The sequence below is a fragment of the Planococcus sp. BI3 genome, assembly GCF_056680115.1.
In genome coordinates, this window is sequence record NZ_CM155266.1 from 323,028 (window position 1) to 338,703 (window position 15,676).

A 15,676-nucleotide genomic window follows, 5' to 3' on the forward strand; every position below is an offset into this window, starting at 1 on the left:
ACCTGGTCTTGCTTCTTTTTATCCTCGCGATGGCCATCGCTTGGGGAATCGTCTATTGGGTCTTTTTTGCAGAAAATGTCATTAGCGGCTAAAGAATGCTCTCTTGAGTTATCCGGAGAACTATAGTAGTATGGTAAAAGCCGCTTTTAGACGAAAATGAGGGATTTAATTATGTTGTTCAGATATAAAAAATCATTCGAGAAAATCGCTATGGGGCTGTTGTCGTTCATGCCGAAAGAGCGAGAATTGAAAAAACTGCAGCAAACCATGCATATCTATGAAGAAAATCCGGATTGGCAGTTATTCCTTTGGAAAAAAGGGGATGATTTTGTCGGGTTATTAGGTGTGGAAGTCGGCGAAGAATCCTATACAATTCATCATTTATCGGTGAATCCTTCGCATCGCGGAGACGGAATTGGCCATGAAATGGTGGATAAGATCCAAGATATCATGCAGGATCGAAAAATGCTTGCAACGGAAGAAACCGAAGCGTTCCTAAAAAAATGCCCAGTAAAAAAAGGCGGCCTTTAATTTAAAGGTTCCGCCTTTTTTTTTGTTCACGCAAGCTGATGATGGAAGAACGATCACGAAGCCTGTGCTTATGCATCAAGTAGTAAGGGTCCTGTTGGATCAGAGGATGTTCAGAGCAATAGGATTCCACTGCCTGCTTCAGCTCCTCGGAAATGATCGGGATTTCCTGCACGAAAAAAGGCTTGCGCTCTGTAACAGCTTCAATAGAGTCCGTCAAAATGCCAATCAGCTTTTCATGGTCTATTCCTTCCACCCAAATTCCGCCTGCAGCCAACTTGACTTTTGCACGGATAAACGAGCGCAAAGCTCCCGGATAATTGCTTCTTCGCCAATGGTACATGCCGACTGCCAATTGGATCCAGCCGGTAAGGGGATGCATTTTGTCTTTTGGAGCAACTGATTTCCAGTATTCTTCTCCAACTTCATGGCATTCAAAAAAATCTTTTTCTTGATTAAAATTAATAATGAATTGAATAAACAGTGGATGTTGAAGTGGATGCATTTTGATCCCCTTTCTACTATAATAAAAGTTAATTGCCCATTAATCGGGAAGAATGAGTATTTTAACAGTCAGGTGGTAAAATTATGTCTTACGAAGTAAAAGTAGAGGCGTTTGAAGGTCCTCTAGATTTATTATTGCATTTAATCCACCGTTTGGAAATTGATATTTACGATATTCCTGTTTCACAGATCACTTCACAGTATATGGAACACATACGTGCGATGCAAGTACTGGAATTAAATGAAGCAAGTGAGTACCTTGTTATGGCCGCCACGTTGCTGGCGATTAAAAGCAAAACGCTGCTGCCGGTGCATGAAGGAGAACTGGATGAAGTTGAGTATGATTTTGATGAAACCGATCCACGTGAAGAATTGATATCGCGGCTTGTCGAATACCGGAAATTTAAAGATGCTTCCGAGCAGTTAAAAGAACTGGAAAGCAAACGCTCCTTCATTTACACGAAAGCCCCTATGGATTTATCGGAAATACAGGCAGCGATTCCCTACGATCAGGTCGATCTTGGGGTGAATGCCTTTGATATGCTTGGGGCATTTCAGAAAATGCTTCGCCGCAAGCAATTAAAAGCGCCATTATCTGCGCGTATTGCAAGACAGGAAATTTCCATCAAGCATCAAATGACTCAAATCGTCGACCAATTGAAGTTGTCAAAAGGACGTACATCTTTCAGCAAGCTGTTTCCATCTGACGACAAGACCGTGCTGGTAGTATCCTTTTTGTCCATTTTGGAATTGATGAAACGGCAGGTCGTTGCAGTTGAGCAGGAATCCAACTTCACTGATTTGATGGTGGAACTCAGAAAGGACAAGTGGGAATATGAAGACCAATCTTTCGAGTAAAGTAGAAGCGCTGCTGTTCGTCGCTGGAGACGATGGCCTGACGCTGAAACAGCTCCAATTTTTGACGGAAGCAAGCAATGAAGAACTGCAGGCAAGCATAGAAGAGTTGGAAACACGCTATTCTGAATCTGCCAGCGGCATCTGCCTCAAGGAACTGGCAGGTGTTTTTCAGTTGGTGACCAAGCAGGAAGTGGCTGGAACCATTCAAAAACTGGTGGAAAACCCCACCGTCCAAGCTTTGTCTCAAGCTTCCCTGGAGGTTTTGGCAATCATTGCCTACAAGCAGCCGATTACACGGGTGGAAGTTGAGGACCTGCGCGGAGTAAAAAGCGAGAAAGCGCTGCACACCCTGGCCGCAAAAGGGCTGGTCCAGGAAGCGGGGCGTGTTGAAGGGACGGGCCGTGCCATTCTGTACGGCACAACCAAAGAATTCCTGAATTATTTCGGGCTGAAAAATCTGGATGAGCTGCCCCCATTACCTGAAGAGGCGATGGAAGATCTGGATGAAGATGCTGATCTTTTTATGACCAACTTTCAACAAACCTTTAAAGAAAAGGTGGAAGTGTAGGTTTTTTCTGGAAGGCTGCGCATTGACAGTCTTCTTTTCTTTTGAGCTTAGCGCTTCCGCTTTAAGGAGAAATGTGACATAATTCCGAGAGGAACGAACGGCATATCGAGTTATTGTAATACATTTGCAGTGCTTGGCAGGAACGCTCCAAAATGTGCATTTGCACTTCTGGGTCTGTCCTGCTGCAGTGTCCAGCCTCCGGTTGGACGAGCGCGTACGCTTTTCGAAAAAAATACTAATGAGGTGAACTTATTTATGGAAAGATTACAGAAAGTACTTGCACATGCAGGCGTGGCATCACGACGTAAATCGGAACAATTGATTTTGGACGGCAAAGTAAGAGTCAATGGAAAAACGGTCAAAGAATTGGGAGTAAAAGTTTCAAGCACGGACAAGATCGAAGTGGAAGGCGTTCAGCTGGAAAAAGAGCAGAAAGTCTATTATTTATTGTATAAGCCACGCGGTGTTATTTCGGCTGTTTCTGATGATAAAAACCGGAAAGTAGTTACAGACTTTTTTACAGACATTGAAAAACGGATCTATCCGGTAGGGCGTCTGGATTACGATACATCTGGTCTGTTGATCATGACAAATGACGGGGAATTCGCGAATATGCTGACGCACCCGAAATTTGAAATTGACAAAACCTATATAGCCCGCTTAAAAGGCATTCCGGAAAGAGACGATTTAAAAAAATTGGAACGCGGCATTAAACTTGAAGATGGAATGACAGCTCCTGCAAGAGTGAAACTTCTATCTGGAGATAAAAAAACAGGCAAAGCCATTGTCCAGATCACCATCCATGAAGGAAGAAACCGCCAAGTCCGAAGAATGTTCGAAGCAATTGGTTATCCGGTCCAGAAATTGAGCCGTGAACAATTTGCTTTTCTGACATTGCATGGCTTGAATGCAGGCGAATCACGGGAGCTGACTGCGCATGAAGTCAAATTATTACGCGTCCTGGCTGAAACGGGCAAGCGCGTCTAACGTTCACAAACACTTCAAAACTCCAGCCTTGTGACTGTTTAAACTTTGTTATAATTAAGCTTGCATAATATCCCTCGAAGGAGGATCAGGTATGGATGAACGAGCAGTTCCACAAAAGAATAGTAAAAAGAAAAAAAGGGTGGTAATGAGAACTGTTATTTTGGCGCTTTTGGTAGCCGCAGTCGGTTACACGATCTACAACAGCGCGACAGCGGAAGAGGTCAGCCTGCTTGAAGTTGGTGACAAGGCGCCTGATTTTACACTGGTGGACCTTGAAGGCAATGACCATAAATTATCGGATTATGAAGGCCAAGGAGTCTTTTTGAATTTCTGGGGAACATGGTGTAAACCGTGCGCGAAAGAAATGCCAGCCATGGACCGGCAGTACGAAGCCTTTTCAAACGAAGGTGTTCAAGTGCTCGCAATAAACATCGCTCAATCAGATTTTGAAGTTCAATCGTTCGCTGATCAATATGGCTTGTCTTTTCCAGTAGTGATCGACAAAACAAAAAGCGTGATGACAGCTTACAGCATCAGGCCATTGCCGACCACGGTGCTTGTGAATCCGGAAGGAAACATTCAACGCATCATTACAGGCGAAATGACGGAGCAGGATATTGAAGGGTTTATGGAAGAAATCAAACCTGAATAAGGAGATTTTTTGGATGGAAAATTTACAATGTCAATGTGGTCATACGAATCCGCCCGGTACGAAGCTCTGTGAATCGTGCGGGCGGTCTTTGACTGAAAAAGAGCAAAACAGCAAATTGGTGGATATGCGCTATGAAGGAACAGCCAGACGTTCCCAAACGTATAACAAATCCATCATCGACAAAATCTGGAACTTCTTTTCAAGCGTGAAAGTGGGCGTCAGTATTATTGTTGTCTTGCTGGTGGCAGCAGCTATCGGTACGATCCTGCCACAGCAGGCTTTTGTTCCAGCGACTACAGAAGCCACGATCAAGGATTATTATGCAGACACTTATGGCAGCATTGGCCGTGTCTATCATGCCCTTGGTTTCCATGACTTATACAGCTCTTTTTGGTTTATCGCATTGGTTGGGATGTTGGCGATTTCGTTGGTGATTGCCAGCTTAGACCGCTTTGTCCCTCTTTATAAATCGTTGAAAAATCAACGGGTGCTGCGCCATCCAAGCTTTATGGATAAACAGCGGATCTATGGGGAAGGTGCCGGAGCAGAAGATACGCTTCAAAAAGCTGAGACGAAATTGAAAGAATTGAAATACAAGGTCCGTACGGATAAAAATGGGCTTTTGGCTGAAAAAGGACGTTTTTCCAGATGGGGTCCTTATGTTAATCACATCGGTCTGATCATCTTCTTGTTCGGCGTCATGCTGCGCATGATTCCAGGGTTCTATATAGATGAAAGCCTTTGGCTGCGTGAAGGCGAAACCAGAGCCATTCCTGAAGTGCCGGGCTATTATCTGGAAAGCAAGAACTTCGAGCTGGAAAATTACTCAGGTGAAGGCGAAGAAGAAGTGTTCGGCGAAGCTCTGGATCGTGTCGGTACGGTAGCGAAAAATTACCAGACAGACGTCGTGCTGTATCAGAAACCGGAAGATGCATTGCCGGGTGATGAGGACAGCCAGGAGGTTGTAAAAGAATTTCCGATCCGCGTCAATCAGCCCTTGAAATTTGATGGCTATGCCGTCTACCAAATGGATTATAAATTGGATGAATTAAAAGCGATGAAGTTCGCTTTGACCAATAAAGAAACGGAAGAATCGCTTGGTGAACTGACCATTGATTTGATCGATCCGAAAGACAGCTATGAACTTGAAAATGGTTCAACTGTGGAATTGCTCGGCTATTATCCGGATTTTTCAGGATTTGAAGACGGAGAACCGCAAACCGCTACACCGTTGCCGAATAATCCTGGATTCCTGGTGAAACTGACGACTCCTGAAACACCTGAAGGGGAAACAAGTTTTATTACCATTCAAAATACGGTAGAGCCTTTAGGTGAAAATGACTTTAAACTAGCTTTCCAGAGTGTAGAAACACGTGATGTTTCAGGCCTTACAGTTCGGAAAGACAGCACGTTGCCGATTCTCGGCCTTGGCGGTTTAATCTTCATGATCGGTGTAGCGCAAGGGATGTACTTTAACCATCGCCGGTTCTGGATTCAGCAGAAAGCGGATGGCACGATCTTACTTGCTGGACATACCAATAAAAACTGGTTCGGCTTGAAGAAAGATCTTGATCAAGTTGTTGAATATGCATCATTGCCCGCTTACACAGATCAGCAGGATGAAATCGATAAAGCAGAGAAAGCGGAAAAGGAAGGTGAAGCATTGTCATGAATTTAGCCGATTTAAGTTCAAATCTACTCTATGTGGCCTTTATTGCTTACCTGATTGCGACATTTGTATTCGGTGGAGCAGTCAAAGGCAATAAAGAAGGCACATACAACTCAGAAAAACGGTGGGGCAGAGTTGCCATCACCATCACCCTGATCGGTTTTGCCGCCAATCTTGGTTATTTCTTTACAAGATGGGGCGCGACCGGACATGCACCACTCAGCAATATGTTCGAATTCACGACTGCTTTCGGCATGACTTTAGTCGGAGGATTCATTATTTTATATTTCCTGTACAAAACGGCGGTTCTTGGCATGATCGTATTGCCTGTCGCTTTATTGATCATCGCATTTGCGAGCATGTTCCCAAGCGAAGTCAGCCCACTTATTCCGGCGCTTCAAACCAACTGGTTGGCGATTCATGTCAGCACAGTAGTTATTGCTGAAGGAATTCTCGCCATCAGCGCTGCGGCAGGTTTGATTTACCTGCTGAAAGTTGTAGACCTTACAAAAAAATCCAAGCAGCGTTTTTGGTTGGAAGCCATCATGTATTCATTGGTATTAGTGGTTGGCTTTGTTGCAGTGAGCTCGTTCTTCTCTCTGACGAACTATGAAGCAGAATTCACCTATGTAGATAAAGAAGATAAAGAAGCTGCGATCACTTATGCCATGCCGCCTATTTTTGGCATGAATGAGTATGTGGCTTTAACGGATGACGCGATGACGCCACTTATCGAAACGCCTGCACTTGTCCATGCAGGAAAACTATCTACAGTTACCTGGTCTATTCTTGTGGGGACAATCATTTACTGGTTGATCCGCTTGATTTTCAGAAAGCGCATCGCAGCATTACTGAAACCATTCGTCAAAAATGTCAATCTGCAATTGATGGATGAAATCGGTTATCGTGCGATTATTATCGGGTTTCCGATCTTCACATTGGGTGCATTGATTTTCGCTATGATTTGGGCACAAATCGCCTGGTCCCGTTTCTGGGGCTGGGACCCGAAAGAAGTATGGGCATTGATCACTTGGTTATTCTATGCCGCTTACCTGCATTTGCGTTTGGGCAAAGGCTGGCAAGGTGAGAAATCCGCATGGCTAGCAGTTCTAGGCTTTATCATTATCATGTTCAATCTGGTTGCTGTTAACTTAATAATCGCCGGATTGCATTCTTACGCATAAAGAGAAATTTCATTTAAATGGGCCTTTTCCGGCAACGGAAAAGGCTTTTATTATTGTCCGTACTCCAGTCCGTCGGCGAATCAGCTCGCAAGGCGACAGAAAGTTTCGTTTTTAACTGGGCTTTTACATTGAGTGCTTGCGCTTTTCTTTATTTTTGACAATATTATCGGTACAATGAAACATAACAGAAGAAAGTTGGAGGGGTTAGTATGTCCGAAGAGATTACGATATTGGTAGTGGATGACGAGGAGCGGATTCGGCGATTGCTGAAAATGTATCTGGAGCGTGAAGGTTATTTAGTGGAAGAAGCGGAAAATGGCGTCCAGGCATTGGAGATGGCGATGGAAAAAGATTATCATTGCATCCTGCTGGATCTGATGATGCCTGAAAAAGATGGCGTCGAGATGGCTACAGAACTTCGCGAAACGAAAATGACTCCAATTATCATGCTTACCGCCAAAGGGGAAGAAGCCAACCGTGTAGAAGGCTTTGAATCTGGAGCGGATGATTATATTGTTAAACCGTTCAGCCCAAGAGAAGTGGTGCTGCGTGTTAAAGCGATTTTACGCCGTTCGTCGGCTTATTCTCCAATCTCCAATTCAACCGTCTCTAAGGACCTAGTAGTCTTTCCGCATCTGACGATTGACCATGATGCCCACCGTGTCACAGCTGACGGTGTAGAAGTGAATTTAACTCCGAAAGAATACGAATTATTATACTTTCTGGCGAAAGCACCGGATAAGGTGTTTGATCGGGAGCATTTGCTGAAAGAAGTTTGGCATTATGACTTTTTCGGTGATTTGCGGACAGTCGATACGCATGTCAAACGTTTACGTGAAAAATTAAACCGCGTGTCGGAATCTGCAGCGAAGATGATTGTCACTGTATGGGGCGTAGGTTATAAATTTGAGGTCGGAAATGAATAGAATATGGAATAGTGTCGTCGGGAAGCTGTGGATTACGATCCTGCTTCTCGTTTCTTTTGTCCTTTTTATCGTGACGGTTCTGCTTCTGGAGTTTCTTGGAAACTACCATAGTGAAACAGTGGAAGAAGCATTGAACAGTGAAGCGAATATGATTGCGAATATTTTTAATGACCACGAGGAAGTGGCCAGTTCGCTGGGGATTATTGAAGATGTTATAGGTCCGGAAACCAACGCGGTTATCGCTGAAGAGCCTTATGACAGCAGTTATTATATTCATGATGGCATCAATGGTGACCAAACGCGTGAAAAGATATTAAATGAAGCTTCTTTTCAAAAGGTCTTCGAAACAAGCGAAACCGTAATGAAGGAGATGCTGCTGCCTTCATTGACCGAACAGAACCGCCTGGAGTCTTACATTGTTTTGGCAAGTCCGCTTCAGACAGGCGAAGAACAGCATGGCGTCGTCTTTATCTATCAATCATTGGAAGTGATGGACCGGACCGCAGAGCGGACAACCAATATTGTTTTCCTGTCAGCGTTCATCGCTCTTTTACTGACCACATTTTTTGCCTTCTTTTTGTCCTCACGAATCACGTCGCCGCTCCGGAAAATACGGGAAGGCGCATTTGAATTGGCAAAAGGCAATTTCGATTCCAAAGTCAGTGCAACTTCCAGTGACGAGATTGGCCAATTGGCTACGGCATTCAATCAGATGGGCCGCCAATTAAAGCATCATGTCGAAGTGATCAATCAGGAAAAAGAACAGCTATCCAGCATTTTGACATCGATGGCAGATGCGGTCATCACCTTTAACCAGGATAAAACCATTCTCTTAAGTAATCCACCGGCAGAGAAGCTGCTGCAGCAATGGGTCTTTAAGAACGGTTCTACGGAAGCGCAGCCGATGCCGCCGGAAATGCTTCATATGCTTGATCACGTACTGGTCTTTGAAGAGGAGATTGAGGAAGAGTTGGAGATTGAAGGTGCGTACTATGCCATCAATTTCAGTCCTTTATACAGTGGTGAATCCATTCGGGGAGCTGTCGCTGTTGTGCACAACATGACGGAACAACACCGCCTGGAGAAGCTGAGAGAAGATTTTATCGCCAATATCTCTCACGAACTTCGGACGCCGATTGCTATGCTCCAAGGCTATAGTGAAGCGATTCTCGATGATGTCGGTGCAACAGAAGAAGAGCGCCGTGAAATGACCAAAATCATCTACGAAGAATCACAGCGGATGGGTCGCCTGGTCACTGATCTGTTGAACCTGGCGCGAATGGAATCGGGGCATATGCGGCTTTATAAAGAAATTGTGCAATTAAATGGTGCCATCGAACGGATGACACTTAAATTTTTGCAGATTGCCAAAGAAAATGATGTCCAGCTGTCATTTGAAACCAGCATCGATGATTGGGCCGCCAGCGAAATTGATCAGGATCGAATTGAGCAAGTTATGACCAATTTGATCGATAATGCAATTCGCCATACACATGGAGGAGGGCAAGTGGTCGTTCGTGTCGAACAACAACAAGAGTATGCAAAAATATCGATAAATGATAATGGAGTAGGCATTTCAGAAAAAGATCTGGAATTTGTTTTTGAACGCTTCTATAAAGCGGATAAGGCCAGAACGCTTGGCAAAGGCGGAACGGGTCTTGGGCTGGCGATTGCCAGTAATATCATTCAAGCGCATGAAGGCAAGATCTATGCAGAGAGTATTGTAGGACAAGGAACTTCATTTGTCTTTTTACTGCCTTTGAAGAATATGTAACTTTCTAAAGACAAAGACGACTAATCCTAAGAACGGGGGGAGTATATTGAATGACTCCGTTTTCCATCGGCTTTACGAAGAGTATCACCAGGATGTCTTTCAGTTCTTGATATACCTGGTGAAAAACAGGCACCTGTCGGAAGATTTGATGCATGAAGTATATATTCGTGTTTTTCGTGCTTATGACCGTTTTGAGGGGAAAAGTTCCGAGAAAACATGGCTTTTTTCGATTGCCAAAAACGTGGCGATCGATCATTTCCGAAAAGCGGCAGTGCGCCAAAAGCATTCGATGGAGTTTTTTGATTGGGAAACGCAGCAATTGGTTTCGTCTGACCGGATTCCTGAAGAAGTATCATTATTGAATGAGGATAAAATTCTTTTGTATAAAACATTGGACACCTGTACGGGAGACCAGAAGATGGTCATCATTATGCGGTTCTTCCAAGACTTGTCGATAGCGGAGACAGCAGATGTTCTGGGTTGGACTGAAGGCAAAGTAAAGACCACTCAGCATCGCGCAATCAAATCCTTGCGTGAAAAATTAATAGCTAAGGAAGGGGGAGATGAAGATGCCGAATAGCAAATGGACCGATGAAACCATCGAAGATTTGTTAAAGGATTTCCCCGCTATAAAAGATAACCGGCCAAAAGAAGAAGTTTATAATCGTCTGGCCCAAAAAGAAAAGGTTCAAAAACGTCCGAAAAGATGGCTGCCTTTGCTGGTGGCTGCATTGGCGTTCATAACGATCGGCATACTGGTAGCTGCCATCCTTAGCCAAAATGGGATGGATACCGCTCAAAATCCGGAAAATTCGAGCGATTCAACAGCGACTACAGTTGAAGAAAATGCCCAAGAAGAAGCTGAAGGTGGAGAATCCGGAACCGGAGAGCCTGGTCAATACTCCACAGCTCAAGTGGATATTCCGCTGCGGACAGCGGTTTATGAAGAAACTATTGGTGATCAGACATTGATGACCATTGGGCTGACCGAAAATGCTTTTGTGGTACCTGTGTCTTTCTTGATTCCCAATGAACAGGTGGCAGCTGCATTTGGAGGTGACACTCCGACCTCGCTTGATCTCTATCAAGAATATGCTGGGAAAATTGATGAAACGCTGCTTGGTTTTGATGAATACCATCCGTATATTGGATCCTTGGAACCAACGGCGACGGGTATTCGCCACCTGCTGCCGCAAGATCATCAATATGATCTGGCTTCTGCCAGTATCGGAGTTTATTTTAATACTCTGTCTGAGACATTTTCTGATGTCCCTGAAATTGAAGTAGCCAATGAAGATGGTTCAGCTGCAGAGTTTTCCGAAATCGGTCCTGTGGAGCCAATTGTTCCGGTGCAGGAAAACATTGCTTACTATTCCTTTGAATCTTCAAGTGGTGAAGTTTACCTTGTGCCCGGATATGATATGCCGTTTGCTTCAGTGAGCGACGCAATTGGAGCACTTGCAGAAAGCCCGAACGATTTTTACAGAGCCACAGTTCCGCAAAATGCAGATATTAAAGTGTCGGAGACGGATGGCCTTGTCCAAGTTGAATTTCAGAATTCCTTCGATTTGAACTCACTGGACACTCTGGAGGCAGTTCGAATGATTGAAAGCTTTGCGTTGACAGCTGACGCATTCGGCAAAAGAGTAGAAGTGGAAGGGCTGCAAACAGAAACCTGGAATGGTTTCGACTTCAGCCAGCCGTTGCCAATTCCGGTGGAACCTAATCTTCTGGTATGGCCGGTACAATAAGGAAAAGAGCGTTGTAAACAAATTTGTTTACAATGCTCTTTCTTTATACTAAGATTAGGGCATAACAAAATATCGATTCATCTTCGGGGCAGGGTGCAATTCCCTACCGGCGGTAATTGAACTCTGTTCATAAGCCCGCGAGCCGTAAAACGCAGGATTTGGTGAGACTCCAAAGCCGACAGTATAGTCTGGATGGGAGAAGGTGAAGGTGCGGACGTTTGTCGTTTACATGTAGACGGAACGCTTATTAAGTGTGCCTTTTCTCCCTTAAGTGCTTGTTGCTTAAGGGTTTTTATATGTAAAAGCGGGGTCCAAGCCTTTCTTCTGGTGAATCACGACAAGGAGAGAGGAATATGAAGAACAAGAAGTTGCAAACGATGATCGTTATTGGGATGTTGAGTAGTATTTCGTTTATTTTGATGCTATTCAACTTTCCGCTACCCGCTTTACCTGCTTTTTTGAAAGTGGACTTCAGTGATGTTCCGGCATTAATCGCAGCCGTTACAATGGGCCCGGTAGCAGGGATTTTAGTGGCATTCTTTAAAAATGTATTGGATTGGCTGTTTGCAGGAAGTCCAACAGGGGTTCCGGTTGGCCACATGGCAAATTTCGTGACAAGCATGTTATTCATTTTGCCGGTTTATTTTATCTATCACAAAGCAGCAACTAAAAAGGGTATGGCTTTCGGCTTAGCAGTCGGGACATTATCTATGGCAATCGGCATGAGCATTTTAAATTACTTCGTTTTCTTGCCGATGTACACGTATTTCCTTAACATGCCAGCTGAAACAGGCAGTATCCTGTTCGGCACCATCGTTCTGGGAATCCTACCGTTCAACTTAATCAAAGGCCTGCTCTTGACTGCAATCGTCCTGCTGATGTTCAGCAGCATGCACACGTGGATCGAAAAGCAGCGTTCCTATTATTTATCATAAAAAAGAAAAGCGTAAGCGCCCGTGTAGCTCTGCCGGGCATAAGGCGGACCAGCAGAGTGGCGCTCTTTGCCACGGCGCTGGGTTGGCTTATGACCCAAAGAGCTGGGCGCTGGAGTCTGGACAAAGAAAAGCGTAAGCGCCCGTGTAGCTCTGCCGGGCATAAGACGCTCTGGCGAAGCGGCATGTTTTCAGCCGCACAGCCAGAGTGGCTTATGACCCAAAGAGCTGGGCGCTGGAGTCTGGACAAAGAAAAGCGTAAGCAGCCGTTAAGCCCCGACAAGCGCTGGAAGCCTTACCGGTAATGGCGCTCTTTGCCACGGCGCTGGGTTGACTTATGACCCAAAGAGCTGGGCGCTGAAGTCTGGACAAAGAAAAGCGTAAGCAGCCGTTAAGCTGTGACAAGCGCTTTACATCAAAACAAAAAAGAAGGCGTTCAGCAGTGATAAACTGCCGAACGCCTTTTCTATTTGGATCAGTCTTCGTATTTTAAAGGGTCGCCTTCAAAAGATGAATCTGCAACTTTGATGGAATCTGTTGGACATCCTTCAAATGCATCTTCCATATCTTCCTCGAGTTCGTCTGGAACTTGTTCTGTCCCCATGTTATTATCTAAAATAACAAAAGCGATTCCTTCGTCATCGTAATCATAAATATCAGGTGCAGCGGCACCACAAGCACCACAAGCGATACAAGTATCCTTGTCGACAATGGTATACTTAGCCATATTGTTTTCCTCTCCTTTATCTCCGAACAAGTTCAGTTATGCTATCGTATTTATTCTAAAGGTGTTTGAGGAGTTTTTCAACCCAAAACCGCTAGGGGGCGCAAGCTTGTTATTTACCGAACTCATTTTAGCTATTATGAAGGCCGTCAATCGGCAACGTACCGTCTCTTCTCCCTATCATTTGATAAAAGGGAAGAAGTCCGGACAAACGATACAGGATATCGGCTATTTCGGCCTGTATCCTTATTTTGGCGTGTTGCCGAAACTTGATAAGAAAGCCTATGACCATGCGGTTCAGCACTTGTTTTCACAAGCTTATCTGTTGGCTAATGACCAAGTAGTCGATTTATCCGAAAAAGCCTTGGATTTGGACATTGCAGCCTCTCCGTTGAATGGCTGGAAATACCGCGGCAATGAGAATCTTTTTTTTAGCCGATTGTCACTAATTGTACAAACTTTATCTCATATTAGCCAGCAGGAAAAAACTTTTGATCCGATTGTCAGCAACGAAGAAATACAGAGCTGGGTAAAAAGCTATTTAAACCGGATACAGTTTCGCAATCTGGCAGTAGCCCAAAGGTTTACCGAAGAGCTTGTAGCTTCATTAACCGATACCGATATTTCTGAAACCCATAAAATGATACTAATGGAGCGTCTAACAGGTTTTGGATTGAGTGGGTTGACATGGCAGCAAATTGCAGCTTCCAAAAACCTCACCGTCATGGATGTTCAATTGATGGCTGTTGAAGCTCTGCACGGCTGGATGGCGGTAATTGAGCAGGCCAAACCCCCGCTCTTGATGGGTCTCATGGAAGGCATCATTCAGCAATCCTCATTGACAGAAACCGCCCAGCGTACAGAAAAACTGTTCGAGAGGGGATTTTCTTTAGAGCAGATCGCTTCTCTTCGCCAATTGAAAACCAGCACCATCGAAGATCATTTCGTGGAGCTGGCGATGAATGATCCTTATTTTAATTACACGCAGTTTGTAGATGCGGGATTATATGAAGCGATCATTGCTGAAAGCCGTCGCCGGAAAACAAAGAGATTGCGTGAAATCAAAGAGCATTTGCCGGAAGCCAGTTATTTTCAAATCCGCTTGGCTCTGGCGATTAGGGAGGAACAAGGATGAATCTGGATGAATTATTATATTCTGCCTACGGTTTTACTTCATTTCGTCCGGGACAGCGGGAAATCATTGAACGGATATTGGCTGGTGAAGACGTTATTGCGTTGCTGCCGACCGGAATGGGAAAATCAATCTGTTACCAGTTGCCGGCGAAAGTATTGCCGGACAGTATTCTGATTGTATCTCCTTTGTTGTCGCTGATGCAGGATCAAGTCGCTCAATTGAAAAAAATGGGCGAGAAATCAGTGGTCGCCATCAACTCGTTTTTAAAACCGGAAGATAAAGAGCGGATTTGGAGCAGCCTCGGCTCTTATAAATTTATTTTCATATCGCCGGAAATGCTTGTTCAGCCTTTTGTTAAAAAAAGGTTGCAGCAGCTCCGGATTTCGCTGCTGGTGGCCGATGAAGCTCATTGCATCTCCCAATGGGGATTTGATTTCCGGCCGGATTATTTGCGGATTTCAGAAATTCTTCCCGTCCTCAATTTTCCGCAGGTTTTGGCCTTGACTGCGACTGCGACAGACAAAGTCACTGAAGAAATAAAAAAATACCTTGAATTGGAACAACCTTATGTTTACAGCCATCCGATGGACAGAAAAAATATTGTCTATGATATAAAAAAATTCGAAGATAACCGGGAAAAGCTCGAATTTCTGAAGGGCTTTATTCAAAAATTCAACGGTCCCGGAATTATTTATGCAGGTACCAGAAAAAAGTCCCAGGAACTGTCTATGCTTTTGACAGAGCATGGCATTTCCTCAGCTTTTTATCACGGGGGAATGGAGCACCAGGACCGTGTTTTTGTCCAGCAGCAATTTCAAAACGGGGAGCTGCAATGGATCTGTTCCACAAATGCTTTTGGGATGGGTGTCCATATCCCGAATATCCGCCACGTCATCCATTTTCAATTGCCGACCTCGGTAGAAGGGTATGTTCAGGAAGTGGGAAGGGCGGGAAGAGACGGCCAACCGGCTTTGGCTACGCTGCTCTATGCGCAAGGGGACGAGGCCTTGCTCGAAAGCCTCATCATGGATGACTTGCCCACCCAGTACGAAATCGAAGCGGTTTACCGCGATGGCGGTGCTGCAACGCATCTGATCGACCAAGGCATTGTCCGGGAGACTGCCTTTCGCGTGCTATCTTATTGGATCACCAAATTGCCTTTGGAAGGCATCATCAGGCAAATGGAAGAGCTGAGAAGCGGCAAAAGGCAGCAGGCGGCAAAAATCCGTGAATTGATCTCGCGTGAAGACTGTCTGCGGAGCTATATTATCGAATGTTTTGATCAGCAGCTTACAGACAAACCGGTCAATTGTTGTGTTAACGATGGAATAGATTACAAGGTTTTTGAAGCTTTTTCATATCCGAAAGAAAAACAATTATCCCTTGAATGGCAGGACCGTTTACGTGTAATATTACCTATATAAGAATCTCATTAACTAACATTTACAAATGAGCCTTTTTTCGTCATAATAGATATATTAGTA

16 protein-coding genes and 1 riboswitch are annotated in these 15,676 nt (G+C 44.6%); of the genes, 14 read left to right on the plus strand and 2 right to left on the minus strand.

Features of this window, described 5'->3' with window-relative positions; genetic code table 11:
* Positions 1 to 171 precede the first annotated feature (171 nt).
* Positions 172 to 531 carry a GNAT family N-acetyltransferase gene (locus AC1MEO_RS01610; protein ID WP_146556747.1) on the plus strand — a complete coding sequence of 120 codons (360 nt, stop codon included), beginning with the start codon at positions 172 to 174 and terminating at the stop codon, positions 529 to 531.
* A 1-nt stretch (position 532) separates the two neighbouring features.
* On the opposite strand, the gene AC1MEO_RS01615 is transcribed toward AC1MEO_RS01610, so the two are convergent.
* Positions 533 to 1,033 carry a DUF309 domain-containing protein gene (locus AC1MEO_RS01615; RefSeq protein ID WP_480333882.1) on the minus strand — a complete coding sequence of 167 codons (501 nt, stop codon included), beginning with the start codon at positions 1,031 to 1,033 and terminating at the stop codon, positions 533 to 535.
* Between the two features lie 83 nt (positions 1,034 to 1,116).
* Here AC1MEO_RS01615 and AC1MEO_RS01620 point away from each other — a divergent pair, with 83 nt between their 5' ends.
* From AC1MEO_RS01620 to AC1MEO_RS01670, 11 genes are all read left to right on the plus strand, one after another.
* Positions 1,117 to 1,890 carry a segregation/condensation protein A gene (locus AC1MEO_RS01620; protein WP_480333883.1) on the plus strand — a complete coding sequence of 258 codons (774 nt, stop codon included), beginning with the start codon at positions 1,117 to 1,119 and terminating at the stop codon, positions 1,888 to 1,890.
* Positions 1,868 to 2,458, plus strand: coding sequence for an SMC-Scp complex subunit ScpB (gene scpB / locus AC1MEO_RS01625; protein WP_480333884.1), 591 nt, complete (start codon positions 1,868 to 1,870; stop codon positions 2,456 to 2,458). Before AC1MEO_RS01620 ends, scpB begins: the two co-directional genes overlap by 23 nt.
* 255 nt (positions 2,459 to 2,713) lie before the next feature.
* Positions 2,714 to 3,445, plus strand: coding sequence for a pseudouridine synthase (locus tag AC1MEO_RS01630; protein ID WP_480333885.1), 732 nt, complete (start codon positions 2,714 to 2,716; stop codon positions 3,443 to 3,445).
* 91 nt (positions 3,446 to 3,536) lie between these two features.
* On the plus strand, positions 3,537 to 4,097 hold the full coding sequence (gene resA / locus AC1MEO_RS01635; protein ID WP_480333886.1) for a thiol-disulfide oxidoreductase ResA: 561 nt from the start codon (positions 3,537 to 3,539) through the stop codon (positions 4,095 to 4,097).
* A 13-nt stretch (positions 4,098 to 4,110) separates the two neighbouring features.
* Positions 4,111 to 5,769, plus strand: a complete 1,659-nt coding sequence (locus AC1MEO_RS01640) for a cytochrome c biogenesis ResB family protein (RefSeq protein WP_480333887.1) — start codon at positions 4,111 to 4,113, stop codon at positions 5,767 to 5,769.
* Positions 5,766 to 6,950 (plus strand): c-type cytochrome biogenesis protein CcsB, encoded by a 1,185-nt coding sequence (ccsB, locus tag AC1MEO_RS01645; protein ID WP_480333888.1) that lies wholly within the window; start codon positions 5,766 to 5,768, stop codon positions 6,948 to 6,950. The genes AC1MEO_RS01640 and ccsB overlap by 4 nt, the downstream gene beginning before the upstream one ends.
* A gap of 209 nt (positions 6,951 to 7,159) precedes the next feature.
* Complete coding sequence (locus AC1MEO_RS01650) at positions 7,160 to 7,876, plus strand: response regulator transcription factor (protein ID WP_480333889.1); 717 nt, start codon at positions 7,160 to 7,162, stop codon at positions 7,874 to 7,876.
* Positions 7,869 to 9,650, plus strand: coding sequence for an ATP-binding protein (locus AC1MEO_RS01655; RefSeq protein ID WP_480333890.1), 1,782 nt, complete (start codon positions 7,869 to 7,871; stop codon positions 9,648 to 9,650). Before AC1MEO_RS01650 ends, AC1MEO_RS01655 begins: the two co-directional genes overlap by 8 nt.
* Before the next feature lie 46 nt (positions 9,651 to 9,696).
* Positions 9,697 to 10,230 carry an RNA polymerase sigma factor SigX gene (gene sigX / locus AC1MEO_RS01660; RefSeq protein WP_480333891.1) on the plus strand — a complete coding sequence of 178 codons (534 nt, stop codon included), beginning with the start codon at positions 9,697 to 9,699 and terminating at the stop codon, positions 10,228 to 10,230.
* Positions 10,220 to 11,401 carry a hypothetical protein gene (locus AC1MEO_RS01665; RefSeq protein WP_480333892.1) on the plus strand — a complete coding sequence of 394 codons (1,182 nt, stop codon included), beginning with the start codon at positions 10,220 to 10,222 and terminating at the stop codon, positions 11,399 to 11,401. The genes sigX and AC1MEO_RS01665 overlap by 11 nt, the downstream gene beginning before the upstream one ends.
* Positions 11,402 to 11,476: 75 nt before the next feature.
* Positions 11,477 to 11,609: riboswitch (FMN riboswitch) on the plus strand.
* Positions 11,610 to 11,754: 145 nt separating this feature from the next.
* A complete protein-coding gene (locus AC1MEO_RS01670; protein WP_480333893.1) occupies positions 11,755 to 12,336 on the plus strand; it encodes an ECF transporter S component in 582 nt (193 codons plus the stop codon).
* Positions 12,337 to 12,808: 472 nt separating this feature from the next.
* Here AC1MEO_RS01670 and AC1MEO_RS01675 read toward each other — a convergent pair whose 3' ends face one another.
* Positions 12,809 to 13,060, minus strand: a complete 252-nt coding sequence (locus AC1MEO_RS01675) for a ferredoxin (protein ID WP_142826477.1) — start codon at positions 13,058 to 13,060, stop codon at positions 12,809 to 12,811.
* A gap of 106 nt (positions 13,061 to 13,166) precedes the next feature.
* Here AC1MEO_RS01675 and AC1MEO_RS01680 point away from each other — a divergent pair, with 106 nt between their 5' ends.
* Together AC1MEO_RS01680 and AC1MEO_RS01685 are read left to right on the plus strand one after the other, a co-directional pair.
* A complete protein-coding gene (locus tag AC1MEO_RS01680; RefSeq protein WP_480333894.1) occupies positions 13,167 to 14,192 on the plus strand; it encodes a YpbB family protein in 1,026 nt (341 codons plus the stop codon).
* Positions 14,189 to 15,616, plus strand: a complete 1,428-nt coding sequence (locus AC1MEO_RS01685) for a RecQ family ATP-dependent DNA helicase (protein WP_480333895.1) — start codon at positions 14,189 to 14,191, stop codon at positions 15,614 to 15,616. The genes AC1MEO_RS01680 and AC1MEO_RS01685 overlap by 4 nt, the downstream gene beginning before the upstream one ends.
* Positions 15,617 to 15,676 lie beyond the last annotated feature (60 nt).